Origin of the sequence: Sphingobium vermicomposti, assembly GCF_011762025.1 — a bacterium.
Classification (GTDB): domain Bacteria; phylum Pseudomonadota; class Alphaproteobacteria; order Sphingomonadales; family Sphingomonadaceae; genus Sphingobium; species Sphingobium vermicomposti.
In genome coordinates this window covers 221,961-246,300 of record NZ_JAASQR010000004.1, presented here as the reverse complement: position 1 = coordinate 246,300, position 24,340 = coordinate 221,961, and the positions used below count along the sequence as shown (strand labels likewise).

At 62.2% G+C, this 24,340-nt stretch carries 24 protein-coding genes and 2 pseudogenes; 14 read left to right on the top strand and 12 right to left on the bottom strand.

The window, feature by feature from the left end:
- Positions 1-25 precede the first annotated feature (25 nt).
- The 6 genes and pseudogenes from FHS54_RS14510 to FHS54_RS14485 all read right to left on the bottom strand — a co-directional run bounded on the left by FHS54_RS14510 (position 26) and on the right by FHS54_RS14485 (position 5,859).
- Positions 26-229 carry a hypothetical protein gene (locus FHS54_RS14510; RefSeq protein ID WP_167304870.1) on the bottom strand — a complete coding sequence of 68 codons (204 nt, stop codon included), beginning with the start codon at positions 227-229 and terminating at the stop codon, positions 26-28.
- Positions 222-1,019 (bottom strand): SDR family NAD(P)-dependent oxidoreductase, encoded by a 798-nt coding sequence (locus tag FHS54_RS14505; protein ID WP_167304868.1) that lies wholly within the window; start codon positions 1,017-1,019, stop codon positions 222-224. Before FHS54_RS14505 ends, FHS54_RS14510 begins: the two co-directional genes overlap by 8 nt.
- Positions 1,006-2,220 (bottom strand): zinc-dependent alcohol dehydrogenase, encoded by a 1,215-nt coding sequence (locus FHS54_RS14500; RefSeq protein ID WP_167304866.1) that lies wholly within the window; start codon positions 2,218-2,220, stop codon positions 1,006-1,008. The genes FHS54_RS14505 and FHS54_RS14500 overlap by 14 nt, the downstream gene beginning before the upstream one ends.
- Complete coding sequence (locus tag FHS54_RS14495) at positions 2,220-2,807, bottom strand: SRPBCC family protein (RefSeq protein ID WP_167304864.1); 588 nt, start codon at positions 2,805-2,807, stop codon at positions 2,220-2,222. Before FHS54_RS14495 ends, FHS54_RS14500 begins: the two co-directional genes overlap by 1 nt.
- A gap of 144 nt (positions 2,808-2,951) precedes the next feature.
- Positions 2,952-3,272: pseudogene (gene nadE, locus FHS54_RS14490) on the bottom strand (NAD(+) synthase); the annotation flags it as partial.
- A 181-nt stretch (positions 3,273-3,453) separates the two neighbouring features.
- Positions 3,454-5,859 carry a membrane-bound PQQ-dependent dehydrogenase, glucose/quinate/shikimate family gene (locus tag FHS54_RS14485; protein WP_167304862.1) on the bottom strand — a complete coding sequence of 802 codons (2,406 nt, stop codon included), beginning with the start codon at positions 5,857-5,859 and terminating at the stop codon, positions 3,454-3,456.
- Positions 5,860-5,944: 85 nt separating this feature from the next.
- Between FHS54_RS14485 and FHS54_RS14480 the strand changes: the two genes are divergently transcribed.
- Together FHS54_RS14480 and FHS54_RS14475 are read left to right on the top strand one after the other, a co-directional pair.
- A complete protein-coding gene (locus FHS54_RS14480) occupies positions 5,945-6,670 on the top strand; it encodes a cytochrome c oxidase assembly protein (RefSeq protein WP_167304860.1) in 726 nt (241 codons plus the stop codon).
- Complete coding sequence (locus FHS54_RS14475; protein WP_341785978.1) at positions 6,667-7,338, top strand: cytochrome b; 672 nt, start codon at positions 6,667-6,669, stop codon at positions 7,336-7,338. The genes FHS54_RS14480 and FHS54_RS14475 overlap by 4 nt, the downstream gene beginning before the upstream one ends.
- A gap of 43 nt (positions 7,339-7,381) precedes the next feature.
- Here FHS54_RS14475 and FHS54_RS16675 read toward each other — a convergent pair.
- A pseudogene (locus FHS54_RS16675) lies at positions 7,382-7,924 on the bottom strand (c-type cytochrome); the annotation flags it as partial.
- Between the two features lie 145 nt (positions 7,925-8,069).
- Between FHS54_RS16675 and FHS54_RS14465 the strand changes: the two are divergent.
- From FHS54_RS14465 to FHS54_RS14450, 4 genes are read left to right on the top strand one after another with little or no spacing between them, the layout of a single operon-like run.
- Positions 8,070-8,357 carry a c-type cytochrome gene (locus FHS54_RS14465; protein ID WP_167304856.1) on the top strand — a complete coding sequence of 96 codons (288 nt, stop codon included), beginning with the start codon at positions 8,070-8,072 and terminating at the stop codon, positions 8,355-8,357.
- Positions 8,344-9,291, top strand: a complete 948-nt coding sequence (coxB, locus tag FHS54_RS14460) for a cytochrome c oxidase subunit II (protein WP_167304854.1) — start codon at positions 8,344-8,346, stop codon at positions 9,289-9,291. The genes FHS54_RS14465 and coxB overlap by 14 nt, the downstream gene beginning before the upstream one ends.
- Complete coding sequence (locus FHS54_RS14455; RefSeq protein ID WP_167304853.1) at positions 9,288-11,822, top strand: cbb3-type cytochrome c oxidase subunit I; 2,535 nt, start codon at positions 9,288-9,290, stop codon at positions 11,820-11,822. The genes coxB and FHS54_RS14455 overlap by 4 nt, the downstream gene beginning before the upstream one ends.
- Before the next feature lie 2 nt (positions 11,823-11,824).
- Positions 11,825-12,109, top strand: a complete 285-nt coding sequence (locus tag FHS54_RS14450) for a hypothetical protein (RefSeq protein ID WP_167304851.1) — start codon at positions 11,825-11,827, stop codon at positions 12,107-12,109.
- A gap of 415 nt (positions 12,110-12,524) precedes the next feature.
- Here the strand turns inward: FHS54_RS14450 and FHS54_RS14445 are convergent, their stop codons facing one another.
- On the bottom strand, positions 12,525-13,157 hold the full coding sequence (locus tag FHS54_RS14445; RefSeq protein WP_167304849.1) for a tyrosine-type recombinase/integrase: 633 nt from the start codon (positions 13,155-13,157) through the stop codon (positions 12,525-12,527).
- Between the two features lie 156 nt (positions 13,158-13,313).
- On the bottom strand, positions 13,314-13,811 hold the full coding sequence (locus FHS54_RS14440) for an Lrp/AsnC family transcriptional regulator (protein WP_243855779.1): 498 nt from the start codon (positions 13,809-13,811) through the stop codon (positions 13,314-13,316).
- Between the two features lie 154 nt (positions 13,812-13,965).
- Between FHS54_RS14440 and panB the strand changes: the two genes are divergently transcribed.
- The 7 genes from panB to FHS54_RS14405 all read left to right on the top strand — a co-directional run bounded on the left by panB (position 13,966) and on the right by FHS54_RS14405 (position 17,558).
- A complete protein-coding gene (panB, locus tag FHS54_RS14435; RefSeq protein WP_167305167.1) occupies positions 13,966-14,793 on the top strand; it encodes a 3-methyl-2-oxobutanoate hydroxymethyltransferase in 828 nt (275 codons plus the stop codon).
- Positions 14,790-15,044, top strand: a complete 255-nt coding sequence (locus FHS54_RS14430; RefSeq protein ID WP_167304848.1) for a hypothetical protein — start codon at positions 14,790-14,792, stop codon at positions 15,042-15,044. The genes panB and FHS54_RS14430 overlap by 4 nt, the downstream gene beginning before the upstream one ends.
- The gene (locus tag FHS54_RS14425; protein ID WP_167304846.1) at positions 15,041-15,523 is read left to right on the top strand and encodes a hypothetical protein; all 483 of its coding nucleotides are present in this window, start codon (positions 15,041-15,043) and stop codon (positions 15,521-15,523) included. Before FHS54_RS14430 ends, FHS54_RS14425 begins: the two co-directional genes overlap by 4 nt.
- Positions 15,490-15,762, top strand: coding sequence for a hypothetical protein (locus tag FHS54_RS14420; protein ID WP_167304844.1), 273 nt, complete (start codon positions 15,490-15,492; stop codon positions 15,760-15,762). The genes FHS54_RS14425 and FHS54_RS14420 overlap by 34 nt, the downstream gene beginning before the upstream one ends.
- A gap of 79 nt (positions 15,763-15,841) precedes the next feature.
- Positions 15,842-16,510, top strand: a complete 669-nt coding sequence (locus FHS54_RS14415; protein WP_167304842.1) for an alpha/beta fold hydrolase — start codon at positions 15,842-15,844, stop codon at positions 16,508-16,510.
- Entirely contained in the window at positions 16,507-17,259 is a 753-nt protein-coding gene (locus tag FHS54_RS14410) for an AzlC family ABC transporter permease (RefSeq protein ID WP_167304841.1), read from the top strand. The genes FHS54_RS14415 and FHS54_RS14410 overlap by 4 nt, the downstream gene beginning before the upstream one ends.
- Positions 17,256-17,558 carry an AzlD family protein gene (locus FHS54_RS14405; protein ID WP_167304839.1) on the top strand — a complete coding sequence of 101 codons (303 nt, stop codon included), beginning with the start codon at positions 17,256-17,258 and terminating at the stop codon, positions 17,556-17,558. The genes FHS54_RS14410 and FHS54_RS14405 overlap by 4 nt, the downstream gene beginning before the upstream one ends.
- 197 nt (positions 17,559-17,755) lie before the next feature.
- Here FHS54_RS14405 and FHS54_RS14400 read toward each other — a convergent pair whose 3' ends face one another.
- Positions 17,756-18,388 carry a tyrosine-type recombinase/integrase gene (locus FHS54_RS14400; protein WP_167304838.1) on the bottom strand — a complete coding sequence of 211 codons (633 nt, stop codon included), beginning with the start codon at positions 18,386-18,388 and terminating at the stop codon, positions 17,756-17,758.
- 533 nt (positions 18,389-18,921) lie between these two features.
- On the opposite strand from FHS54_RS14400, the gene FHS54_RS14395 reads away from it, so the two are divergent.
- Positions 18,922-19,680 carry an NADPH-dependent F420 reductase gene (locus FHS54_RS14395; RefSeq protein ID WP_167304836.1) on the top strand — a complete coding sequence of 253 codons (759 nt, stop codon included), beginning with the start codon at positions 18,922-18,924 and terminating at the stop codon, positions 19,678-19,680.
- Positions 19,681-20,275: 595 nt separating this feature from the next.
- Here the strand turns inward: FHS54_RS14395 and FHS54_RS14390 are convergent.
- Together FHS54_RS14390 and FHS54_RS14385 are read right to left on the bottom strand one after the other, a co-directional pair.
- Positions 20,276-22,573 (bottom strand): TonB-dependent receptor, encoded by a 2,298-nt coding sequence (locus FHS54_RS14390; RefSeq protein WP_167304834.1) that lies wholly within the window; start codon positions 22,571-22,573, stop codon positions 20,276-20,278.
- Between the two features lie 1,132 nt (positions 22,574-23,705).
- A complete protein-coding gene (locus FHS54_RS14385; RefSeq protein WP_167304832.1) occupies positions 23,706-24,158 on the bottom strand; it encodes a GNAT family N-acetyltransferase in 453 nt (150 codons plus the stop codon).
- Between the last annotated feature and the right edge of the window lie 182 nt (positions 24,159-24,340).

Genomic DNA, 24,340 nt, shown 5'->3' with positions numbered 1-24,340 from the left:
AGCTGATGTCGTCTGGGCGCGCTTTTCAAGGTTGCGAATCGTCGCGGTCTTTTTCGGGATAATCCTCGGGCCTCACCGTGCCGACATTGGGGCGGTCCTCGACATCTTCAGGCTCCTGCCCGCCGACGGTACGGGGATCTTCCTTTTCGCGGCCGGGCAGCGTGTCCCCCAACGGGCCACGCGGCGTTTGGGCATTATCTGGCTGATGGTCACCTTCGCGGTCACCCATCGTCATTCTCCTTCGCGGTGCCGGGTTCGGCCATGTTGCGATGTTGATCCGCCAGGATGGACGCCGGCACCACATGCGCGGCGGCGGCCTGAACCTTGTTCTTCCAGCCCGAAACGATATGCGCCTTGCCCGCTTTCATCGCGTCCCAGCCGTCCTGCGCGACCTTGGCGGGGTCGTCCTTCTCATCCGATCCGACCTTGGTATCGAGCATGTCGGCCCTGTCGAAAAATTCCGTTTCGGTCGGACCTGGCATCAGGTTGGTGATCGTGACCCCTTCGGCGTCCTTGATCTCATTCCGTACAGCGTCGACAAAACTGTCGATGAAGGCTTTGGTCCCGTTATAGACCGCCTGGAAGGAACCGGGCATGAAGCCCGCGATCGATCCGGTGACCAATATCTTGCCATCATTGCGGGCGACCATCGGTTGCAGCACTTTTTGCAACAGATAGAGGGTGCCGGTGATGTTCGTGTCGATCACCCGGCGCCAATCCTCGACATCCTGTTCGAGAAAGCCGTGGCCCAGCCCGCGCCCGGCATTGGCGCACAGCAGATCGACCGTGCGCCCGTTCGCGGCGTCGAGCAGTTTTTCAACGCCCTCCACCGTGGCCAGATCAGCCTCCAACGCGTCGACCATCACCCCGTGGCGCCGGAAATCGGTGGCGGAAGCTTCGATCAGGGGCTCGTCGGCGACGACCAACAGGTCATAGCCATCTCGCGCGGCCAGATGGGCGAGTTCGAAGCCGATGCCGGTCGACGCGCCGGTGATGATGGCGAATTTACTGGATGCCATGGCGGCTCTCCTCATTGGGACTGCGGTCCATGCCCGGTTTCAGCACGACCTTGGTCACTTCATTCTGATGGTCGTGAAACAGGCGGTATCCTTCCGCTGCATCTTCCAGCGGCATGCGATGGCTGATGAGGAAGGTCGTATCGATCTTGTCCTCCATGACCGCGTTCAACAGAGCGGGCAGATAATGCTGCACATGCGTCTGGCCGGTCTTGAGGGTCAGTCCCTTTTCCATGAGCGCGCCCAGCGGAAACTTGTCGACGAAGCCGCCATAGACGGCAGGCATCGAAATGCGTCCGCCCTTGCGGCAGGCGACGATCGCCTGACGGATGGAATGCGCGCGATCCGTACCGAGGAAGGTCGACACCTTGATCTGGTCCCAGACATTGTCGGCAAAGAAGCCATGCGCCTCCAGCCCGACCGCGTCGATGCAGGCGTCAGGACCGATGCCTCCGGTCATTTCCATCAGTGCGTCATATGTTTTCGTCTGCTCATAATTGATCGTCTCCGCGCCAAAGCGTGCCGCAAGCTCCAACCGGTGCGGGAAGTGATCGATGGCAATGACCCGTTCGGCCCCCATCAGGAAAGCGGACTGGACGGCGAATAGCCCGACCGGGCCGCAGCCCCACACCGCGACCGTGTCGCCCGGTTCGATCTGCGCATTTTCCGCCGCCATCCAGCCGGTGGGCAGGATGTCCGACAGGAACAGGACTTTGTCGTCATCAACGCCATCGGGAATGACGATGGGACCAACGTCGGAAAAGGGAACGCGCACATATTCGGCCTGTCCCCCGGCATAGCCGCCGGTCATATGGCTGTAGCCGAACAGGCCCGCCATGGGTTGGCCATAAATGGGCTGGGCTATGTCCTGATTGTCGGCGGGCAGTTCGTTGTCGCAGGCGGAATATTGATGCTTGCTGCAATGAAAGCAGCTGCCGCAGGAAATGGTGAACGGCACGACCACCCGCATTCCCTTTTTCAGTGTCGATCCCGCTCCGGTCTCGACGACTTCGCCCATGAATTCGTGGCCCAATATGTCCCCCGCCTTCATCGATGGAATATAGCCGTCATAAAGGTGAAGGTCAGACCCGCAGATCGCCGTCGATGTGATGCGGATGATGGCATCGCGAGGATTGATGATTTCCGGGTCGGGAACTGAATCCACGCGAACATCATGTTTGCCGTGCCAGGTCAAAGCCCGCATCACATTTCCTCCTCATGTTGTTGGCGGGTAAACGCCGAAGTCGCGATTTCGCCGGTTTCCATCAGCTGCTTGAACCGGCGAAGATCGCGGCGAGCCTGAATGGCGGGTTCGCGCTGGAACATCTTAGCGATCACCTTGCCGATGACGCCGCCCGGCGGGTCGTAGAGGATCGTCACGCTGACCCACGTCCCGCGCCCACCGGGGGCATCGCGGAATTCGACGCGGCCGCTATTGGCGACATCGGCGCCCTCTTCCGATGCCCAGGCGATGCTCTGGTCCGGCTGATCCTCCGTCACGGCGGAGGTCCATTCCACGGTTTTTCCCGCTGGCGCCTTTACCGTCCAGTGCGTCCGTCCTTCGCCCACTGGCTCGACGGAGACCACATTCTCCATGAACTGCGGCAGGTTGGTGAAGTCGCGCCAGAAAGCGTAAAGCTCAGCCCTGGGCCGGTTGATCGTCACGGTCTTGCCGACCAGCGTATCCCCCTTTGGATCGACCAGCGCAGCGCGCACCTGCTCTCTGCGGTCATCCTTGCTGGTCGAAAGGGGGGCATCGTCACTGCGCTGCGACGTTTGCGTATCGCCCATATCATGCCTCCTGAAGTGATGAGGCTTTAACCGGCGGGCAACCGCGACCGTTCCTTGATTTTAGACGAGCCGGCCGGAAAATGGACCGGGAATAACATAGTTAAGGGTCATGGCTCTGGACCCGGTCCGACCACCGTCCCGCAATCAGTGGCGCGCTGGCCCTAATGCGGCGGCAAGTTCGTCCCGCCACACGTCCGCCGTCCCGTCCGAAGGCGCTCGCCAGTCGCCGCGCGGCGACGACGCGCCGCCGGACGATATTTTTGGACCATTGGGCAAGGCCGAACGCTTGAACTGGCTGATGGTGAAAAAGCGATAGAGGAAATTGTCCAGCCAGTGCCGGATGGTTGGCAGGTCATAGGCCACCTTTCCACCTTCCGGGTAACCTGCAGGCCAGGTCCCCTGCTCCACGTCCCGCCACGCATGCCAGGCAAGAAAAGCGACTTTGGAGGGCGGCAATCCCTGCCGCGGTTTCGGCGGCGATCGCCGCCGATGGCACCTCCGCCGCCGGGGCCGGCGCGGGGACCGCTTTCTGCGCGGACGCTTGCATCGCTACGGGCAGCGCCGCTGCGATCAGCAGCGCGGCAGCGTGGCAGCGTGGCGGCATACCAATCTGGCGTACTCCTTCCCGAAGCGCAGCGATCTCCGCTTAGTCGGGGAGCGCATAGGCAATTACCTCGTCCCCAATTGACGTCTCCATGAAGTGGTGCCCGCCAGCCATGATGACCAGATATTGCTTGCCGTTCACTTCATAGGTCATAGGCGAGGCTTGGCCGCCGGCTGGCAGGACATCCTGCCAGATCGTTTTGCCGGTCCGCAGGTCGATCGCGCGTATCAGGTCGTCGGTTGCCGCAGCGATGAACAACACGCCGCCCGCAGTGATGACCGCGCCGCCGTTGTTCGGCGTGCCAATCGTCACCGGCAGCATAGAGGGGATGCCCCACGGCCCGTTCTTGCGCGCGGTGCCGAACGCGCGGTCCCAGACGGTCCGGCCGGTGCGCATGTCGATCGCGCGGATGCCGCCATAGGGGGGCTGTTTGCACAGTAGTCCCGTAAGCGGCAGCCGCCAGCCGGGGTTGACCGAGATCGCATAGGGTGCGCCGGCTTGCGGATCGAGCGAGCCATGCCCGCCGCCCATGCTGCCGCCGCGCGGATCGCCGCGGGGGAACGCCTTCTTGTCGTTTGCCTGTTCGCGGGGGATCAGGCGGTTATAGTTGGGCATGTCATTATAGTTGGCGACGATGACGCCGCGAACGGGGTCGACCGCAATGCCGCCCCAGTCGGTTCCGCCATTATATCCGGGATATTGGATAAAGCGCCGGTCCGCCGTTGGCGGTGTATATATGCCCCGATATTCGGCCTTGCGGAACTGGATGCGGCAGATCATCTGGTCGATCGGTGACATGCCCCACATGTCGCGTTCGGTCAGATCCTCCCTGGCGAGCGTGTGATAGCTTGAAAAAGGCTGGGTCGGGCTGCGTTGCTCGGGCTCCACTCCCGTGCGCGGCACCCGCCGGTTCTGGACGGGGAACAAGGGCTGCCCGGTACGCCGGTCGAGCACATATATGTCGCCCTGCTTGCTCGGCAGGATCAGCGCGGGGACCGTGCCGCCGCCCGATGGGAAATCGACCAGCGTTGCCTGAGCGCCAAGATCATAGTCCCACACGTCGTTGCGAACTGTCTGGAATTTCCAACGCGGTCTACCCGTGTTGACGTCAAGAGCAACCAGCGAGGTGCTGAAGGCCTTCTCCTCCGGGCGGCGGCTGCCGCTCCAGTAATCGACCGCGGAATTGCCCATCGGCATATAGACCAGGCCCAGCGCCTCGTCGCCGCTGGCGATCGTCCACATATTGGGGGTGCCGCGGGCATATTCCTGGCCCTTTGGCGGATCGCCGGTCCATTCGGGATGGACCATGTCCCAAGCCCAACGTTTAGCGCCGGTGACTGCGTCGAAACCCTGGAGCACGCCCGAGGGCGCGCTGCGCTTCTGGCCGTCGAGTACCTGATGCCCGGTGACGACTACGCCCTGCACGATCGTTGGTGGCGACGTTATCGAGACCATGCCCGGATAGACTTCGCCCATGCCGCGCTTGATATCGACCTGGCCATTGGTGCCGAAGCCCGAGCAGGGCCGACCGGTCCGCGCGTCGACTGCGATGAGGCGACCGTCGAGCGTGCCTTCGATGATCCGCGCCGCGCATTCGCTTTCGGCTGCGGCACCGGGCGTCACGTAATAAGCGACGCCGCGACAGGCGGCGGTGTAGGGAATCCACTCGTCCGAAACCTTCGGATCGAAGCGCCAGCGCTGTTGGCCGGTCGCCGGATCGAGCGCGATCAGGACATTCATCGCGGAACACAGGTACAATGTGTTTCCGACCTTGAGCGGGGTCGTCTCGGCACCGTACTTGCTGTCCTTGGGGTCGCCCTTGGGCATATCCCCGGTGTTGTAGAGCCATGCACGCTCCAGTCGGGACACGTTTTCCGGCGTGATCTGACGCAACGGCGAATAGCGTTGCGAAGCGTGGCTTCCGCCATAAGCTGGCCAGTCGGTGCCCGGCTTCAGGAGCGAGGGGTCCGCGACCGTCGAGGCAATCACGCCAGGAAGCGTGCCGATGTGGGGCTGGTTAACTCGCGAAATGACAAAGCCGCTGATGACCAGCAGCAGGACAAAGGCGGCGGACGCGCCCAGCGCGGTGCGCCAGCGCCACCCCTCGACGATTGGCAGAATGAGCAGAACCAGGACGAGCAACACGCTCGGGCCGACCACCCGAGGGATCAGCGCCCAGCCGTTAAGGCCGACTTCCCACAGAGCCCAGATGATCGTCAGCAGCCAGATCGCGACATAGAGCCATGCGCCAAGCGACCTGCCGCGGGCGAGCAGCACGCCCGAGGCCGCGAGACCGAAGCCCGCCAACAAATAATAAATCGAGCCACCGATTGCGGCGAGCCATATGCCGCCGATAATCAGCACGACGCCAATCAGGGCCAGCAATCCCCCGACGAGAAGGACCGGAATGGCATGACGGTGGCTAGGGGCTGCGGTCTCATCTTGCATGCGGCTTGCCCTCTCTCTCACAAGGGAACCGACTCGCTTCCGGTCGGTTCCGAAATAATTCAGCATTTCTGCGGGGCACAGGGCGATGGGCGAAGTGATCTGGCTACCCTATTGCGGCACAGCGCCAGTGCCGGGAGAATTATGGTCGCGCTGGAACCTTGATCCGGTGCTGCTATTCGCGCTGACGCTGGGCATCGCGGCATTCCTGCGCTGGGGCGGAGCAGACTCCGCCCGGCGCCGATGGTTTGCCGCCGCCATGGCGCTGCTCGCGCTGCTGTTCATCTCGCCCTTCTGCGCGATTACCTCGGCGCTGTTTGCGGCGCGAGTTACGCATCATATCCTGCTCACCGCGTTGGTGGCGCCGCTGCTCGTCGCAGCCTGTCCGGCGCGGATCCGCGGCGGCGTTGCGCTGTGGGTGGGGCTGCACGCCGTGGTGTTTTGGGGCTGGCATGCGCCGCCGGTCTATGGCTGGGCGCTGTCGAGCGACGCCGGCTATTGGTTGATGCAACTCAGCCTGCTCGGAAGCGCATTCGCGCTTTGGAACGCGATCCGTATCGCGCCACTCCCCGGCGCGATCGCCGCGCTGCTCGGTACGATGGTGCAGATGGGACTGCTCGGGGCGCTGATCACGTTCGCGCCTGCTCCCCTTTATGCGCCGCATTTGCTGAGCACCACGGCGTGGGGACTGACCGCGCTCGAAGATCAACAACTGGCCGGACTGATCATGTGGGCGCCGGGCGCGGCAGTCTATCTTGGCGCGGCGCTCCTGTTGCTGTCCCGCTGGTTCGCGCGCGAGCGGGTCGCGGCGTGATCCGCGCGCTTCGCCTGTGGGCGCGCAAGCATACCGAGCGCGGCCGCTATTCGCCGGTGGGCGTGGCATTCCATTGGGTGATGGCTTTTCTGGTGCTGTTCCAGCTGGGCTGGGGCTATTATACCAGCTGGATCCCGGTGGGCGGGGACAAGCTCTACGCCTACCAGGTGCACAGCGCGGTCGGACTGCCGATCCTGCTGTTGGCGCTTGGGCGCCTGGGCTGGCGGCTGCTGATCCCCGGACCGGTGAACGACGCGGATGAACCAGGCTGGCAGAGCCAGTTCGCCTATGCGGTCCACTATGTCTTCTACATAGCCTTCTTCGGGCTGCCGCTCACGGGCTGGGCGATGTGGTCATCGACCGCCGAACCCGGAGCCCTCTATCTCGCCGGGATAATCCCCTGGCCGCAGCTGCCGTTCGACCAATTGTCCCTCGATCAGCGCTGGCAGGTCATGCAGGCCGCTGAAACCGTCCACCTGTGGCTGGTGGTCACGGTGTTGATCGTCATTCCGCTCCACGTGGGGGCGTCGCTGAAGCATCATTTCTGGGATCGCCACGACGTGCTTCGCGGGATGCTTCCAGAGGTGCCGGACGCCGAGGATCCCCAGGCAGCGCCGCAGCATAGTCCGCGAGAGCCGCGGATTCCGGACGAGAAAGCTGCTGGCTGATCCGCAGCATCACGTTCTGTGGATCGTTGCGCCGGGCGCTATGCCGCCAGCGATCGAGCTGCTCGGCAATATACGCCGCCGGCTGGCCAGCCAGCGGCGGGTTGGCTGGACCCAGCCCCTCGCCGCGAACGCCGTGACAGGATGCGCAGGACGCAAGCCCACGTGCCGGATCGCCCCCCTGGTAAAGACGGGCTGCCGGGCTCTCCGCAGGCATCGTCCGCGCTTCAGCCGCGAAGGGAAGCGACGCATAATGCGCCGAAACCGCCTGGCGCTGCGCCGGACGGAGGTGCTTGGCGATCCACTGCATCTCGGGATGCTCGCGGCGCCCATCGGCATAGGCCTGAAGCTGCGCCTCCTGATAGCCGCGATCAAGGCCTGCGAGCCGCGGCGCGCCCGCGCCGTTGCCCCGCCCGTCGATCCCGTGGCAGGCGATACAGGCATTGGTCGCACCAGCGTCGCCGCCGCTCAGCGCAACCAGCTCGCCGGTGGCGGCCAGGCGATCCGCCGCCGCGCGGTCGATCGGACCGCAACCGGCCAGCGGGATCGCTGCCAGCCAGACGACAGAAAGACGGTCGAGCCAATGCATCATGCTCCGGAACCTCCGCCGCCCGCGGTGGTTCCGGACGTGTAACGCTTAGTTGCACGAAAGGGGAAACGTGCCGAATGCCCGCGCTTTGTTACCCCTCCTGCTGATTGCGTCCTGCAAGGCGCCGCCTGACGAGGAGTATCATATGCCACAGGCCAGCGCAGAGCGCGGCAAGGAGGCGATCGAACGCGCAGGCTGCGCCGCATGCCATCGCATTCCGGGGGCGCGCTGGCCGAAGGGCGCGGTCGGGCCCTCGCTCGAAGGCTTCGCCGACCAGGGGCTGATCGCCGGGCGCGTTCCCAACCGGCCAGACCTGCTCGCCGCCTTCATCCGCAATGCACCGGCTGTGCTGCCGGGCACCACCATGCCGGCGATGCCCCTGAGCGAGGAAGAGGCGCGCGATGTCGCAGCCTATCTCTATGGCACGCGCTGACGCCCAAGCCGGTTGGCCGGCATCAATATTCGATCCCGCCGGTCCCTATGCCGGATCGGTGACGACGCTGAGCTGGATCCTGATCGCGATGAGCACAGCCGTGCTCGCGCTGGTCATATTTGCCTTTTGGGCGGCGCTGTTCGGCAACGATCGGCTGAAGAAGCGCCTCGGCGGCACGCGGGCGATCTGGATCGGCGGCGTTGCATTCCCCGTCGTGGTGCTCACCATGCTGCTGATTTACGGCCTGACCCTTACGCGAAATCTGACCACGCCGGTGCCAGAGGAGGCCATGCGGGTCCGCGTGACTGGCGAGATGTGGTGGTGGCGCGTCGCCTATCTCGATCCTGACGGGCAACCCTACATGCTCGACGCCAACGAGCTGCACATTCCGGTGGGCCGCCCGGTAGTGCTCGAACTCGAATCGAGCGACGTGATCCACAGCTTTTGGGTGCCGCAGCTTTCGGGCAAGCTCGACATGGTGCCCGGACGCCGCAACATCATGCCGATACAGGCCGACCGTCCCGGGGTGTTCGGCGGACAATGCGCCGAATTCTGCGGCGGTGCGCACGCGCTGATGGGTTTTGTCGTGGTGGCGCACGAGCCCGCAGCGTTCGACCGACTGATGGCGCAGCGCCGTGCGCCGCGACCACAGCAGGCAGCGGAGGGCGGCGCCGCGCTGTTCCGCGAAAAGGGCTGCGCGGCATGTCACCGTATCGCTGGCACCCAAGCCAATGGCGCGGCTGGACCTGACCTAAGCCATGTCGCCGCGCGACGCACGCTGGGCGCGGGCATCCTGCCCAACAACCAGGGCACGCTGATGGGCTGGATCGGCGACAGCCAGTCGATCAAGCCGGGCAACCGGATGCCCGCCTATAAGATGCTCTCTGCCCAAGAGCTGCAGCAGCTCGCCGATTATCTGGGCCAGCAGCGGTGAAGTCCGAGACCGGGTTCGACCCCGCGCTCTACGATCGCTTTCCCACGCAGGAGGAGCGGCCCACCGGCGAACTGGAGGAACTTGAGCGGATCTGGCGCGCACCTAGGGGGTGGGGGCTGCTGACCGCGGTCAACAACAATTATGTCGGCGTGTTCTACGTCGGGACTGCCTTTCTGTTCTTCCTGCTCGCCGGCATCCTTGCACTGGTGATGCGGGTGCAACTCGCGCTGCCGCTGCAGGGCATATTGCCGCAGGAAACCTACAACCAGTTCTTCACCATGCACGGCTCGGTGATGATGTTCCTGTTCGCCGTCCCGATGATGGAGGCGCTGGGCGTCTTGTTGCTCCCCCAGATGCTCGCGGCGCGCGACCTGCCGTTCCCGCGCCTTTCGGCCTATGCCTTCTGGGCCTATTTTGTCGGCGGGCTGTGTTTCTTCGCCTCGCTATTCGTCGGGCTTGCCCCGAACAGCGGCTGGTTCATGTATCCGCCGCTGACCAGCACGGCCTATTCCCCTGGCATAAACGCCGACTTCTGGCTGCTTGGAATTGGCTTCATCGAGATATCGGCTATCGCGGGGGCGATCGAGATCATCGTCGGTGTTCTGCGGACGCGCGCGCCGGGTATGACACTCGCGAAAATGCCGATCTACGCCTGGGCGATGCTGGTGTTCGCGGTGATGATCATCATCGGCTTTCCGGCGGTGATCCTCGCTACCCTGCTGCTGGAGTTGGAGCGTGCGTTCAACTGGCCGTTCTTCGATCCAACCCGCGGCGGCGACGCCTTGTTGTGGCAGCATCTATTCTGGTTCTTCGGCCACCCCGAGGTCTATATCATCTTTCTGCCGGCATCGGGGCTGGTTTCGATGATGATCGCGGCGATGGCGCGCACCCGGCTGGTCGGCCACGACCTGATCGTGCTCGCCTTCCTGGCAACCGGATTCATCAGCTTCGGCGTATGGTCGCACCATATGTTCACCACGGGCATGCCCGCGCTGTCGATCGGCTTTTTCTCTGCGGCCAGCATGGCGGTGAGCGTGCCCGCGGGGATCCAGGTGTTTTCGTGGATCGCGACCTTCGCGGTGGGCAAGCCGCGGTTTAACGCGCCCACCTTGTTCCTGCTGGGTGGGATGGTCACGTTCGTAATCGGCGGGCTGACCGGGGTAATGGTCGCCATGGTCCCGTTCGACTGGCAGGCACACGACAGCTATTTCATCGTCGCTCACCTCCATTACGTGCTGATCGGCGGGATGGTGTTCCCGCTGTTCGCCGCCTTCTATTACTGGACGCCGATGATGAGCCGCCGCGCGCTATCCGAGCGCATCGGCAAATGGGCGTTCTGGCTGATGTTCGTCGGGATGCAGGTAACCTTCTGGCCGATGCACCTGACCGGGCTGATGGGCATGCCCAGACGCGTCTATACCTATTTGCCCGGGCGCGACTGGGAAATCCTCAACATGATCTCGACGTTCGGGGCATTCCTGATCGGCGCCGGGGTGCTGCTGTTCGTCATCGACCTCGCGCGCAATTTCCGCTTTGCAGCCGAAGGGGCCGCAGGGAACGTCTATGAGGGCGGCTCGCTCGAATGGTTGCCGACCGGCCTATATTCGGCGCGCAGCATCCCGGTGACCAAGAGCCGGGAGCCGCTATGGGACCAGCCGGGGCTTGCCCAGGACGTTGAGGCCGGGCGCTATTTCCTCCCCAACGCGCCCACCGGACTGCGGGAGAGCCTGGCAACCAGCCCGATCCGCGCCGAGCCGCAATATCTCCAGATTATGCCCGGCCCTTCGCTATGGCCATTCCTGGCCGCTGTTTTTACCGCCGGCTTCTTCATGCTGCTCACGGTCCAGGCCTATCTCCCTTCTTTCGCGTGCGGCGTGCTGATGGTCGTCTGCATGCTGCGCTGGCTGTGGGATACCGACCGCCGTGTCCCCCAAGACAAGGTCGATGTCGGCGCGGGGATCATGCTGCCGACCTATGTCACCGGGCCGGGCAGCCATGGATGGTGGGCGATGGTGGTGCTGCTCGTCGTCATCTTCATGATCTTCCTGATGGCGGTGTTCGGGCTTCTCTATCTTTACGGCGTGCATCCGCAATTCTGGGCGCCGCCGACGGGCGTTGGGTGGCTAAGCGCGATCCTGCCGGCCTATGCCGGGGCGGCCGGGCTGGCGATGCTGTCGCGGCACATGCTGGCGCGTGAGGCGACGAGGCTGTGGACGCCGGGCGTACTGTACGCGCTCTCCGCCGCGGCGCTTGTGGCTGGGATCGGGATCGACCTGTGGAGTTGGCTCGACTCCCCAATCCGCCCGGATGCGAGCGGCCAAGGGGCGACGGTGTTCGCGCTGCTCGCGCTGGTGGCGATGCTCGCGGCGGTGGCGGTGCTGATGGCGGGCTATATATCGGCGCGCAATGCTCGCGGACTGATCGTCCGGCCCAGCAACAACAGCCTCGACCTGTGCGTGCTGTTCGTCGGCTATGCCGCCGCGCAAGGGGCAGTAACGGCGGTGCTCATCCGCCTGTTTCCGTGGGCCTGACGATGGGGCGCTGGACCTTCCTGCTGGGCGGGATGATCGTCTGGGCGGCGCATTTCTTCGCGCTCTATGCGATCGCCAGCATCTTCTTGACCACGCCGCTCGCACGCGTTTTCACGGTCGTCGTCTCGGTCGGCTGCCTTGCGGCGGACGCCTGGCTTTTCCGGCGCGCGCTCGCCGCGCCGCACATGGACGATATCGACGGGTGGAGCCGGACCATGGCGTTGCTCATGATCGGCATTTCAGCGATTGCCGTCCTCTGGCAGGCGTTTCCGGCGGTGCTGATTTAGGTGAGCCACCTCGAAGAGCACGGAGTTTCAGCGTGGGCCAGGATGGGTCGCGACGGCTTCTCATGCGCTTCGCGTCGTGGGGAAGCTTCGCTAGTCTGCATGCAGACAGTTCGGACGCACGATCCTCTTGAGCAACCGGGACCACGTGAAGCTTTGCCCAGTATCAAGGTCGATTTCGAGACGAGATCCTATTCGAGCAAGCTGAGCACCGCTCATAATGGCCGTTGTAACCCGTTGGTTGCCAAGAACCGTCAGTCAGCAAACGACCCCCTTTCTGCCTTTCTCCAATGCCGGCTAGGCAACCGCTCAATGTCGGCTTCTGACAAAAGCCGCCGTTCGGCATGTCGCGTGCGAACGTCGGCTTCGTCCCAAGCGCCCGTGTCCGGCTCTCCACCGGAAACGGGCGCCATCGGGTTTAGATCTCCGTATTTTCGGCGAGGGCAAGAGCATCCTCCACGTCGATTCCGAGATAGCGGACCGTATTCTCGATCTTGCTATGGCCGAGCAGGATCTGAACGGCGCGAAGGTTGCCAGTAGCCCTGTAGATTATCGACGCCTTCGTTCGGCGAAGCGAGTGCGTGCCATACTCGCTTCGCATGAGGCCGACACCTGTTACCCATTCGTCGACAAGCCGCGCGTACTGGCGGGTGCTGAGATGCCCATTATGATCAACCCTGCTGGGAAAGACATAATCGTCCACCGTGCCGCCGCGCCGATCCAGCCAAGCCAGCAGGCTCGCCCGAGCATCCGGCAGCAGTTCGAACTGAACGGGCCGTCCCGCCTTCTGCTGCATCACGATTGCCCGCGTTCGGATCTGACCCCCGCTGACAATGTCGCCGATCTTCATCTGCACCAGGTCGCACCCCCGAAGCTTGCTATCGATTGCTAGATCGAAAAGCGCCCGATCTCGCAGGCGGCGGCGCTGATTGAGGTAGAAACGAATCTCCCATATCTGCTTTGGTTTCAGAGCACGCTTTGCACCCACGGTCCTTCCGGCATTCCAGACCGGACGCTTGGTGGCGGTGAGTTCGGTTTCAGGCATCTCCATGGTCGTTCTCCTATGGCCACATTGGCCATATGCAGAACGTTTGCCGGCGAGGACGCGCGCGAATTGCTTCGGGGCCTGTACCGACCAGACTACGCCTTTCCGCTGCGCATGAGCGCCCGACCGATTTTGCCGAAAGCAGACCTATCAGTCGAATTTTTACGCCGGCAACCGTGAGACCTTCGCGTCCGGCGCGAGTGGAACTTCGTTCGCGGCCTTCACTCGCAACATGGGTATGTCGGTCTTGATGCTCCGCACCCCTTTGATGCGCGCCAGATGCTCGCTCTGGAAGCGGCGGACGCCCTCCAAGTCTTCGGCGACGATACGCAGGAGGAAGTCGCAATCACCGGCCATGAGGTGACATTCGATGATTTGGCTGAGCTTCAGAACCTCCTCGATGAAATGCTGCACCTGTTCTTCGTCCTGACCTGTCAACCAGACTCGCGCGAAGACGGTCATGCTCATGCCGACCTTGGCCGGATCGACCACGGCGGCATAGCGCTCGATCACGCCGGCTTCCTCGAGCAGGCGGACGTGGCGTAAACAGGGCGATGGCGACAGGCCGACTTCGCGCGCCAACTCGTTGTTGGCGCGGCGACCATCGACCTGCAGGGCACGCAATATGCGCTGATCGATCGCATCCAGCTTAATTGGCATCGGCTAGCATACCTTTCGACAAAAGCCCGTTTCGATTCCAAGATATGCGACTTTTAATGGCATAATCGCAACCACCTTCTCCCATTTTCCAGCTATAGGGAGCGCCGAAATGATCGGTCAGGGCAATAGCTTGACCCGGCCACAGCGGAGTTCGATGGTGTCGAAACAAACGATCTTGAAGCGCGTCACCGTGCCGGCGCTACGCGCCCGCAAGGGTGGCGAGAAGCTGGTGTGCCTGACGGCCTACACCGCGCCGATGGCGCAGTTTCTCGATCCCCTTTGCGACGTGCTGTTGGTCGGCGACAGCCTGGGCATGGTGGTGCACGGCTTGCCGACGACAGTGGGCGTCACTATCGAGATGATGATCCTGCACGGGCAGGCGGTGATGCGCGGCAGCACGAAGGCGCTGGTCGCGATCGATCTGCCGTTCGGCAGCTACGAACGCTCGCCAGAGCAGGCCTTCGATACCGCGAGCCGGATCTTGATGGAGACCGGCGCGCAGGCCGTGAAGGTAGAGGCAGCCGAAGGCGTCGCCGAGAGCATCGCGTTTCTCACCGGCCGGGGCATACCGGTCATCGGCCACGTCGGGCTGCGCCCCCAGGCGGTGAACCTCGACGGCGGGTTCAAGGCCCGCGGACGGAGCGAGGCTGAGCGCGAGCGGGTGCTGGCCGAAGCGCGCGCGACCGACGCTGCCGGTGCCATAGCGATGGTGGTCGAGGGCGTGACACCCGATTTGGCGACCGAAGTGACCGCCGCGGTCGGCTGCCCGACGATCGGGATCGGCGCGTCCTCGGCGTGCGACGGACAAATCCTTGTTACCGAGGACATGCTGGGTCTGTTCGAATGGGCGCCGAAGTTCGTGCGGCATTACGCCGATCTGCGCGGGGCGATCTGCGATGCCGTTGCGGGTTACGCCGCAGACGTGCGCGCGGGCAGCTTCCCTGGCGGAGCCGAGGAATACCGCTTGGGAGCCCGCTCGTGAGCGGCGCGCCCGATGCGCTGATCGCTGAGCGCCAGGCGGCAATCGTCGCGAGCTTCGCGCGCCAAGGCGTGCTGCTCGGCATGGGCGGACGCTTGGTCAGCATCGAGGTAGGCCGCTGGACGCTGGAACTACCGTTCGGCGAAGCCGTGGCGCAGCAACACGGCTTCTTCGCGGGCGGTGCGATAGGCGTGCTGGCCGACGTCGTCGGCGTTGTCAGCGCGCGGCTGCTGCCGACGGTGAGCGGCCGGTGAGCGTAGTCCTCGTCTTCAAGCTGCTGACGACGCCGGCGCTGATCTGGGGGCTGACGTGGCTGGTGCGCCGCTACGGTCCGGCGGTCGGCGGGCTGGCGATGGGCGTGCCGCTCGTCACCGGCCCGATCTCGGTGTTCACCTCGATCGAGCGTGGCGGCGGTTATGCCGCGCAGGCCGCAGTCGCGAGCCTTGTCGGGCAGGTCTCTACCTGCGCCTTCTGTTTCGCCTATGCGCGCGCCGCCCGGCGCTGGAACGCCTGGGCGAGCGCTGGTTGTGCAGCGGCGACGTTCCTGGTCGCGACCCTGCTGTGGAGTCAGGTCCGCTGGAAGCTTTGGCTGGCTGCACCGCTGCTGCTGGTCGCGCTCGCACTGCTCGCCCGCGCGATGCCGCGGGTCGCCGACGCCGCCCGCTGCGGATCGCACCTTGGTGGGACTTGCCGCTGCGCATGGCGGTGTCCGCGACCTTCGTGTTGGCGCTGACCACTGCGACCGGGCATATCGGGCCGCAGCTCAGCGGGCTGCTGATGCCGTTCCCAGTGTTCGTGCTGATCCTCGCCATGTTCTGCCACCTGCGCGACGGAGGCAAGGCAGCGGGCGCGATGATGCGCGGCGTGGTCCTCGGCTCTCTTTCGTTCGCCGCCTTCTTCGCCGTGACAGCCGGGGCGTGGCGCGCTGGCCGCTGCCGTGGAGCTACGGGCTTGCGACGCTCGCCAGCATAGCGGCGAGCGGCGGCGTCTACCTGACCCTCAATCATCCCGCCCGGCTCTGGCCGTGGGCACCTGTTATCAAGGAGCAGTGATGGAGATCGTGCTGATCCCCGGATTCATGCTGGACCGCGACCTGTGGCGCGACATGCGGCCGACCCTGGAACAAATGGGTCGCGTGATCGACGTTGATACCGCGCAGGACGATACGATCGCCGGCATGGCGGATCGCGCGCTTGCCGCGATGTACGGACCCGCGCTTGTCGTCGGCTTCTCGATGGGCGGCTATGTCGCGCGCGAGATCGCCTATCGCGCACAGGGGAAGGTTGCAGCCCTCGCGCTGGTGGCGACATCCTCGCGCGCTTCGCCTGCCCGCGCCGTGGCCGACCCCGCGCGCTTCCGCCAGCTCGGCCACTCGGCGGTGATGCGTTCGCTCCACCCCGATCATCGCGACGAAGCGATACTGGATCGCCTCGTCGCGATGAGCCGGCGGCTCGGCGGTGAGGCGTTCCGCCGCCAGTCGGGGCTGGCGCGGAACGGTGATACCGATCGCCTGGGCGAGATACGCTGTCCGACGCTGGTCGTGTCGGCCGCCCAGGACGAGCTGCGCTTGATCGATGAAGCCCCGGAGCTGCACGCCGGCATCGCCGGCTCGACTCTCCGGGTCATCGAGCATTGCGGACACATGATCCCGATCGAACGCCCGAGCGAACTGCTGGCGCTGCTTCGCGGCCTCGCGAAGACGAAAGCCGACACACGATGACGAGAACGACCATGACGACGACATCTCTCCCTGCCGACGACGGCGCGATCACTCACGGAAGCGAAGCCCGGCGGGCGTTCAAGATCGCATGGCCGGTGTTGATCGCGCTCATCCCGATGGCCTTGGTACTGGGAGCGCAAGCTGCGCAGAAGGGCTTGAGCACGATCGAGGTCACGCTGATGACCGCGCTCAACTATGCCGGCGGGTCGGAGTTCGCTGCGGTCGGCCTGTGGACGTCGCCTCTGCCGGTGGCGCTGATCGTAGGTATGACGTTCCTCGTCAACAGCCGGCATCTGCTAATGGGAGCGGCGCTCGCCCCCTATATCCACCACCTGCCGAAGCGTATCGTCTATCCGGTGCTGTTCTTCATGGTCGATGAAAGCTGGGCGCTCGGCCTTGCCGACGCCCGCCGGCGCGCAGCGGCAGGGATCGAGCCGTCCTTCAGCCTGACCTTCTACGCGACATTGGGCGCGCTGTTCTGGTTCACCTGGTTCGTGTTCGCGACTGTCGGCGCGCTGATAGGCCCGACGGTCGGTGATCTCGGGCGCTGGGGGTTCGAGCTGGTGTTCCCGGCCATTTTCCTCGTGCTGGTGCGCGGCATGTGGACGACGGCACGGGCCGCTCGGCCGTGGCTCGTCAGCCTCTTAACCGCCGCGATCATCCATCTGACGATCCCCGGCGCATGGTATGTTCCGGCCGGGGCAGTCGCTGGGCTGGCCGCGGCCTGGTTCTGGGCAGACGCGCAATGACCATCAACAACCTGCACCTCGTCACGATCCTGCTCATGGCGCTCGCGACCTATGCGACGCGGGTCATCGGCTATGCCGCGCTCAGTAACCGCACGCTCAGCGCCCGCACGCGCGCCGTCCTCGACGCCGCGCCCGCGTGCGTGCTGCTGGCGGTGATCGCACCGGCGTTCGTCGCGCCGAAGCCAGCGGACGTGATTGCGCTCGCGATCACCGTCGTCGCGGCGACCCGCTTGCCGATGATTGCGACCGTGACTGTAGCGATGGTTGCATCGGCATCACTGCGCTGGCTAACGGGCTGATTGCAGCAGGTGGTAGCCGATTGGTCGCAGCGACTTGCCACTCAGGACGGATAAGTCGTCTGCAACACGCTATTTTTTTCGCCGCGCAGGGACGAGCAACTCCGAACAAAGTGTGCAGAGACGGGTTCTGAAAGCGGACGTTGCAGGTCCGTTTGCGGAACGACCGCTTTGTCCCAAGCGCCATGGAGCCGATAAATTCAAATCTCGGTATTCTCGGCGAGGGCAAGCGCGTCTTCAACGTCGATCCCGAGATAGCGCACCGTGTTCTCGATCTTGCTATGACCGAGAAGGATCTGGACGGCACGAAGGTTGCCGGTCGCCCTATAAATGATCGACGCCTTCGTCCGGCGAAGCGAATAGGTGCCATATTCACTTCGCATCAAGCCGGCCCCAGTTACCCATTCGTCAACAAGGCGAGCATACTGCCGGGTGCTGAGATGGCCATTGTGATCGACCCGGCTAGGAAAGACGTAATCGTCGACCGTTTCGCCTCGCCGTTCCAGCCAGGCCAGCAGACTAGCTCGAGCATCCGGGAGCAGCTCGAATTGAACGGGCCGACCTGTTTTCTGCTGCATCACGATTGCGCGCGTGCGGATTTGCCCACCACTGACCAGGTCGCCGATCTTCATCTGCACCAAATCGCAGCCCCGGAGCTTGCTGTCGATTGCCAGATCAAACAGCGCTCGATCCCGCAAACGGCGACGTTGATTGAGGTAAAATCGGATCTCCCAGATTTGCTTCGGCTTCAGGACGCGCTTTGCGCCAACGGTCCTTCCCGCATTCCAGACTTGGCGTTTGGTGGCGGTAGGTTCTGTTTCAGGGATCTCCATGATCGTTCTCCAGTGGCCAGAATGGCCGCCTTAAGAACGCTTGCCGATGTAAGGCGAGCGAGCGGCTATGAGGCTTGTGCCGACCAACTTACGCTGTCCCGATGTAGCTGCAGGAACGTCATCTATGCCGAAACCGGTCATTCGCACGTTTCAGCAAGCAGCATCCACGGACACCCCTGACGGGGTTCGCGGCTTCCGAACCCCCTTCACTTAAGACCAGTGGAAGGTGTCACGATCCTAATTTAACTCGGCCATTCCTCGCGCGACGAGTTGAAAAGCGCTTAGCTCGCTTGGGGCGCATTGAGCCGCGAAAAACTCTAGCCTTCGGAACCGGATTGCCCGTGTGCCCCGGCGCAGCGCTGGCCCGGTCGGAAGCGCAGATCGCCGTGGTGACTTTGCTCGATGGGCTCGATCATATTGAAATGGTGGTAGGCGCGGTCTATCCAGCGCTACCCGGTACCTCAAGGCATCAGGCGATCCCCGCACGTCTTTTCGGTAAGTAACGACCAAATCACAGAGGAAGGACGTAACCAATGTGGCGAGTAGGCATCATTGGGTCAGGCAATATAGGCAGCGCGGTAGCGAGGCGGCTGACCGACATCGGCCATCACGTGATGATGGCTAACTCGCGTGGCCCCGAAACGCTGGAAGACCAGGCCTGCTCGCTCAGCATCGAACCAGCGACGCTGTCGGCGGCTGCGAATGCGTCCGACTTCGTGCTGATCGCAATCCCCCAATTCGCAATCGCGCAGTTGCCGGGAGGACTGTTCGCCAGCACTCCTCCGGAAACCGTCATCCTTGATGCGGGCAATTATTATCTTGGGGATCGTGACGGCCATATCGCCGACATCGACGGCGGCCTGCCCGACAGCCTTTGGGTGTCGCGCGAGATTGGGCGGCCGGTGCTCAAGATGTTCAACACCATCCATGCCAATCGCATCGTCGAGGGCGGTCGCCCGCTCGGCGCGCCAGATCGCATCTGCCTGCCCATCGCAGGAGACGATAGCGCAGCCAAGGCGAAGGCGATCGCGTTGGCTGAAGCGCTCGGCTTCGACGGGCTCGACGCTGGCACGCTTGGCGAATCGTGGCGACAGCAACCGGGCACACCGGTCTATTGCCGACACCTTCCGCTTGGCCAGGCACGCGCGGCCATGGCGAAAGCGCGCCAGGAAGACGTAAACACAGCACGTGCGCATGCTCAGGACCGGGCTCGGACATTGAGCATCGCTACGAAGGGCATGGTCGGCAAGTGGGACCCGAACCAAAGAGCCAATCGGTCAGGCACTGCATGATCTGCGATCACCGAAATATAGAGAGGCGCCAGATGCGCTTAGAACAATGGGAAATGGGCATCCGCGTTTCGGGCATGAATCGGACGCGAGCCGCAGCCGCCCTTCCCCGTTCGTCGGCACTATCATACCCCAGACCTTCTCGCCCCGGCTTGTCCGTCTCCCGGTCGCTAAAGCCGCTGAAGATCCGGCTGCTATGCAACGGAAATCTACTTCGAAACGGGCGGCTAAGGGATTGGCATTGCGCACACCTACTGCATGGCGCTAGCGCCCATTGCCGTCTTCACCTCTACCGCTCAGGGTGAGATTGCTCGCCTCCGCAGAGTGCCATATGACCTTTTCGCGCTTTTTTGTGCAGCGGTAGTTCGAGTGGGGATCCGCATACGCGTGAGCGTCGCTGCGGCAAACAGCGAGACAACCGAAGCAGCGAGCACGGCCAAATCTCTTGTGGAGGCTTCCCCACTATATTCTGACGAGAACGTAGTGACAGTTCGGGGAAACGCGAAAAGCCCTCTTTAGCCGTACACTCCGCGAGGCCAAATGTTAGCGGGAGAGAGGTTCTGCCTCCTACTGGCACCAAGGTTCGGGCGGGTGGCGATCAATAACGGGCCGTCGCCATTATGCCGAAGCGGCGGCCTTCTGCCCAAGTTAGGGTCGCAAATCCCAGCGATCCGAAGTCAGCGGAATTTATCCGCTGATCCTGATCCAGCAAGTTCTCGCCGTAAGCCTGAACTGTAAGCCGCGCGCGGCTTCCAACCGGAATGTCTTCCAGGGTGATGCGTGCCGAAAGGTTTTCTTGCGCGTTCTGACGAATAAGCGGGTTATAGGGGCTCGCCCGGGTCAGTGGGAAATTCCAGCTTCCCGCCTGATACGCATAATTGACGTTCACGCGCAGACGCGTGTCGTTCCATTTAGCCGCCACCCAATCTGCGCCCACATTGCCCGTCCAATCCGGTACATGTGGGTTATGCACTTCGTCCGCCACGTCGATGATCAGGTTGGTGGCAGGGTCGAGATATTTGTACTGCTTGTAGTTTGAGTGAACGTACCCGACATTCCAGTTGACGGCAAAGTCATCTGTTGGCGCAGCCGTCACCTCTAGTTCGAAGCCGCTGAAGCTCGCCTTACCCGCATTCACGGTCTGCGTCCGCCCGCCGCTGGTCCCCGCTACGAACTGGCTAACCTGAAGATCGTTATAGTTCATAAAGTATGCCGAACCATTGATGCGCAGCGTTCGGTCAATCAGGTCTGCCTTAAAGCCCGCTTCATAGGACTTGACCTTTTCAGGATCGAAGCCGTTGGGGTTCCCCGCGCCTCCCGCATCAAAGCCACCAGCCCTGTAGGCTGTCGCAGCCCGGGTATACAACATGAATTGCGGTGAGAGACGGTAGTTCGCTGAAGCTGACCAACTGAAATCCGACCAGCTATCCTCGTCAACCCCTGGGGTGAGTGCGGCGCCATTTGAAAAGTTAGCCTGTCGTATGGATTTCTTGTCGTGAGTATATCGCAGGCCTCCGGTCAGTTCCAGTTCCGGTGCGAACGAGGGCTTGTAGGAGATTTGTCCAAAGGCTGCATAGGATTTCGAACGCTGGATATAGTCGCGAACATTCTCAAATGTAAGCGCGGATGTCGGGGAGATGGCGAATGTAAAGTTCTGGGTTGTCCTGCTGGAGTATCGCTCGTCGAAATAATAAAGGCCGAGGACATAATCCAAATTGCCGAGAGATCCCAAAGCTTGCACTTCCTGGGTAAAAGTCCGATCTTTGGCGTTAGCTGACGTGGGATAATCGAATAGGTAAACTCGGCCTATCGTACCATCCGCCAGTCTTCCCAGAAGCCTGCCTTGTGCGCCATTGCTAACCGGCTGTTCCTCCTCGAATTTGCGATAGCCTGTGATAGACTTCAATGAAAAAGCAGGGCTGAATTCATAGTTAAACGTCCCCGATCCGCCCCAATTTTCATTGCGGCCGCGTGGCTGATCCGCGATCGCCGTGCGTTTTGGCTTCTTGGTAGTGATCACCAAGGGGTCGCCACCAAAACTAGGCGATTGGGAGAAATAGGCGAACTGCAGGGGGCTCATGTACGCGAGTTGCTGTAAAAGCGGGACATTGCGCGACTTCATGTAGTCAGCGCGCAAATCGATGGTGAAGGCTTGACTAATCTCGCCATGCACAGCGATATAGGCCGCATTGCTGCGTTTGGCGCCGACCTCTCCTGAATTGGTCTTGATAGTATTGGGGATGTAGCCGTCTTGGCTGATGTGCGAATACGCGGTCTTGATCGCGACACCACTGTTGCCAAGCTCGCCAGTGTCAATCGTTGTACGCGCCCTTAACAGGTTATAGGTACCATATATCAGTCGTTGCTCAACACCGAATCGGTGCGCAGGTGCTTTGGTCGCTATATTTATCGCCCCCCCGGTGGTGTTTCGTCCGAACAGCGTGCCTTGAGGGCCTCGCAGAATTTCGACCCGCTCAAGATCGACTAGGTCAAATAGTGTAGCGTTGGGACGTGCGATCAGCACGCCATCGACATAGGTGGCAATAGGATAGTCGCTTATGCCGGTCGCGTCCGAGCCCCCAATCCCGCGGATGTTCACGACTATACCGCTCGTCGTAGGACCAGGAGCTGTACGGATAGAGAGGCTGGGCGCAAGCCCATCAAGGCGCTCGACAGAAGTGATGTTTTGTCGCGACATAGTATCAGCTGAAATTCCCGTCACGGACAGCGGCACGTTCTGTATATTTTCCGAACGGCGCCGGGCAGTGACCACGATATCCTCCACCCCACCACCGACCTCAGATAGGCTAGCTTCACCTGCATCGGTCTGTGCGTGAGCGGTTGGAGCGGTCGTTGCCACTACGGCGGGAAGCAACAATGCTGACGCCAGTTTCATAACATCTCCCTAGTTACGGACACTGTAAGATCGTGCCTTTTCAACGGGCTGGCATTCGAAGATAGGAGGGTCAAGCGACCGAAGCTGCTATTCCGCTTGTGCGGAAATGTGCATCAGTCGACGTTCGCAAATCGCGACCGTCCTCACCAAAAGCGTACACGTAATAGTCTCCCGGTCGAGAACTGGAGGCATCAAAGAGGCGACGAGAGGCGATGTACGACTTTATCATCGTGGGAGCGTGATGCCCTCGCATTCCACTACAGCGCTCAGAGCCGCCCTTCTGGCGTACCTGATCTGCTTATCCGCATGGCGTCTGATCAGGCGCCTGTATAGCATCACATCGGAGCGACGGCTGTGCGAGAAATTCCGGCTCAACCTGGCCTATCGCTGGTTTTTGCCGGCTCCCGCTCGATGCGAACGAGCCAAAACACTCGACCTTTGGCAAGAACCGCCATGGGCGGTTCCGGGATGCCAATGTTTCCGTCTGCTATTTGAACAAACCGTGAGACGGTGCGTGGCGGCTGGGCTGCTAGCGCGCAAAGATGTCGCGATCGATACCTCGTTCAGCGCGGCCGATGCAAGTTGGCAGCGCAAAATGCGCGATTCGATACTGCCGCGCCCCAAATTTCCGGGCTTGTGCAGGAATGGCGCGCCGCATGGCAAGCCTGCGGCGATCTCGCGTACCGATCCAGGAGCCGCATGGTCAGCACGCACGGTGCGATGCCGTTTCGGCTACGAAGTATTTTGCGCTGAACGGATCAAATATTGCCGCGTTCTGGAAAATCGGTTTGAGGGTCGCAGAGGAGCTATGATGACCGCGTTTGTGGTCCGGTTCCAAGCAGCGTCAACTATCTTAAAGGAGCCATGGACAGGCCTGCAATCGAAAACACTGAAACCAGCTCTACAGCCACGCTAGAGGTTGCTAACTATCATTTTTGCATAGGGCTGCTGTCGTCACCTATTTTCCAAAAGATCCCTGCCCATTTCCTACCCAATCTTGCCATTTAAAGGACGTGCTAGCGCGGACTCTCACTCCGCTGCTACCGCTGCGGTTCAGTTCTCGCAAAATTGGGCACGGGAACGGCAATAAGTTTAGGGAACCAGCCGTTTAGCGGTTGTCGCCGGATGGAAGTCAGGCCAGAGATTTTGTCATGTGAACTCTTTTTAGGCCGTGCTCCTCAGCACGGTGCGTTTCAGCATATCCAATGCGATTATATAAAACGATATTTTCCGTCATTGCTTCGTTCGTATAGAGCCTGATAGCCCGATAGCCGAGAGTTCTCGCGACCTGTTCAGCATAGTTAAGCAATCTGCCGCCTAAACCCATGCCTTGAGCAGATGGCTCAACTGCGATATTACCCAATAACAAAGTGCTCGCTTCAGGAATGAGGACAAGAATAGCTTGAACTCTGCCGTCTATTTCGACCACATGCACGCATCCTGATCCGATCAGGATGCAATAGTCGTCTGCCATCGACCCCGGGTTTTGACCTATGCGCTCGACATAAGGCGAATATGCACGACTTACGATGCCCTCAACTTCGGACAGATCATCGTGTTTTGCGAGGCGGACATGAGGCATCATTCTGCTCCTTATCAACTGACATCGTCAGCGGAACTGCTGCTTACTAACGGCACCGTCCCCAAGTTGATGACCGGGTTGGGCGATTGCCGCCGACAGTGTTTCTTCGCGCTACGTCTACGGTCGCCTTTCCTCGACCAAAGGCTGACTGACTGAAAACTACCACCTTCACCGTCGGCCCTTCA

What these genes read in the sequence shown, in the direction of transcription:
- FHS54_RS14505 (WP_167304868.1), bottom strand. Translation starts at nt 1,019, where the DNA reads ATGGCATCCAGTAAATTCGCCATCATCACCGGCGCGTCGACCGGCATC.
- FHS54_RS14415 (WP_167304842.1), top strand. Translation starts at nt 15,842, where the DNA reads ATGGAGATCGTGCTGATCCCCGGATTCATGCTGGACCGCGACCTGTGG.
- panB (WP_167305167.1), top strand. Translation starts at nt 13,966, where the DNA reads ATGGTGTCGAAACAAACGATCTTGAAGCGCGTCACCGTGCCGGCGCTA.
- FHS54_RS14420 (WP_167304844.1), top strand. Translation starts at nt 15,490, where the DNA reads ATGGCGGTGTCCGCGACCTTCGTGTTGGCGCTGACCACTGCGACCGGG.
- FHS54_RS14405 (WP_167304839.1), top strand. Translation starts at nt 17,256, where the DNA reads ATGACCATCAACAACCTGCACCTCGTCACGATCCTGCTCATGGCGCTC.
- FHS54_RS14450 (WP_167304851.1), top strand. Translation starts at nt 11,825, where the DNA reads ATGGGGCGCTGGACCTTCCTGCTGGGCGGGATGATCGTCTGGGCGGCG.
- FHS54_RS14500 (WP_167304866.1), bottom strand. Translation starts at nt 2,220, where the DNA reads ATGCGGGCTTTGACCTGGCACGGCAAACATGATGTTCGCGTGGATTCA.
- FHS54_RS14510 (WP_167304870.1), bottom strand. Translation starts at nt 229, where the DNA reads ATGGGTGACCGCGAAGGTGACCATCAGCCAGATAATGCCCAAACGCCG.
- FHS54_RS14485 (WP_167304862.1), bottom strand. Translation starts at nt 5,859, where the DNA reads ATGCAAGATGAGACCGCAGCCCCTAGCCACCGTCATGCCATTCCGGTC.
- FHS54_RS14495 (WP_167304864.1), bottom strand. Translation starts at nt 2,807, where the DNA reads ATGGGCGATACGCAAACGTCGCAGCGCAGTGACGATGCCCCCCTTTCG.
- FHS54_RS14390 (WP_167304834.1), bottom strand. Translation starts at nt 22,573, where the DNA reads ATGAAACTGGCGTCAGCATTGTTGCTTCCCGCCGTAGTGGCAACGACC.
- coxB (WP_167304854.1), top strand. Translation starts at nt 8,344, where the DNA reads ATGGCACGCGCTGACGCCCAAGCCGGTTGGCCGGCATCAATATTCGAT.
- FHS54_RS14385 (WP_167304832.1), bottom strand. Translation starts at nt 24,158, where the DNA reads ATGATGCCTCATGTCCGCCTCGCAAAACACGATGATCTGTCCGAAGTT.
- FHS54_RS14480 (WP_167304860.1), top strand. Translation starts at nt 5,945, where the DNA reads ATGGGCGAAGTGATCTGGCTACCCTATTGCGGCACAGCGCCAGTGCCG.
- FHS54_RS14465 (WP_167304856.1), top strand. Translation starts at nt 8,070, where the DNA reads ATGCCACAGGCCAGCGCAGAGCGCGGCAAGGAGGCGATCGAACGCGCA.
- FHS54_RS14395 (WP_167304836.1), top strand. Translation starts at nt 18,922, where the DNA reads ATGTGGCGAGTAGGCATCATTGGGTCAGGCAATATAGGCAGCGCGGTA.
- FHS54_RS14445 (WP_167304849.1), bottom strand. Translation starts at nt 13,157, where the DNA reads ATGGAGATGCCTGAAACCGAACTCACCGCCACCAAGCGTCCGGTCTGG.
- FHS54_RS14410 (WP_167304841.1), top strand. Translation starts at nt 16,507, where the DNA reads ATGACGAGAACGACCATGACGACGACATCTCTCCCTGCCGACGACGGC.
- FHS54_RS14440 (WP_243855779.1), bottom strand. Translation starts at nt 13,811, where the DNA reads ATGCCAATTAAGCTGGATGCGATCGATCAGCGCATATTGCGTGCCCTG.
- FHS54_RS14400 (WP_167304838.1), bottom strand. Translation starts at nt 18,388, where the DNA reads ATGGAGATCCCTGAAACAGAACCTACCGCCACCAAACGCCAAGTCTGG.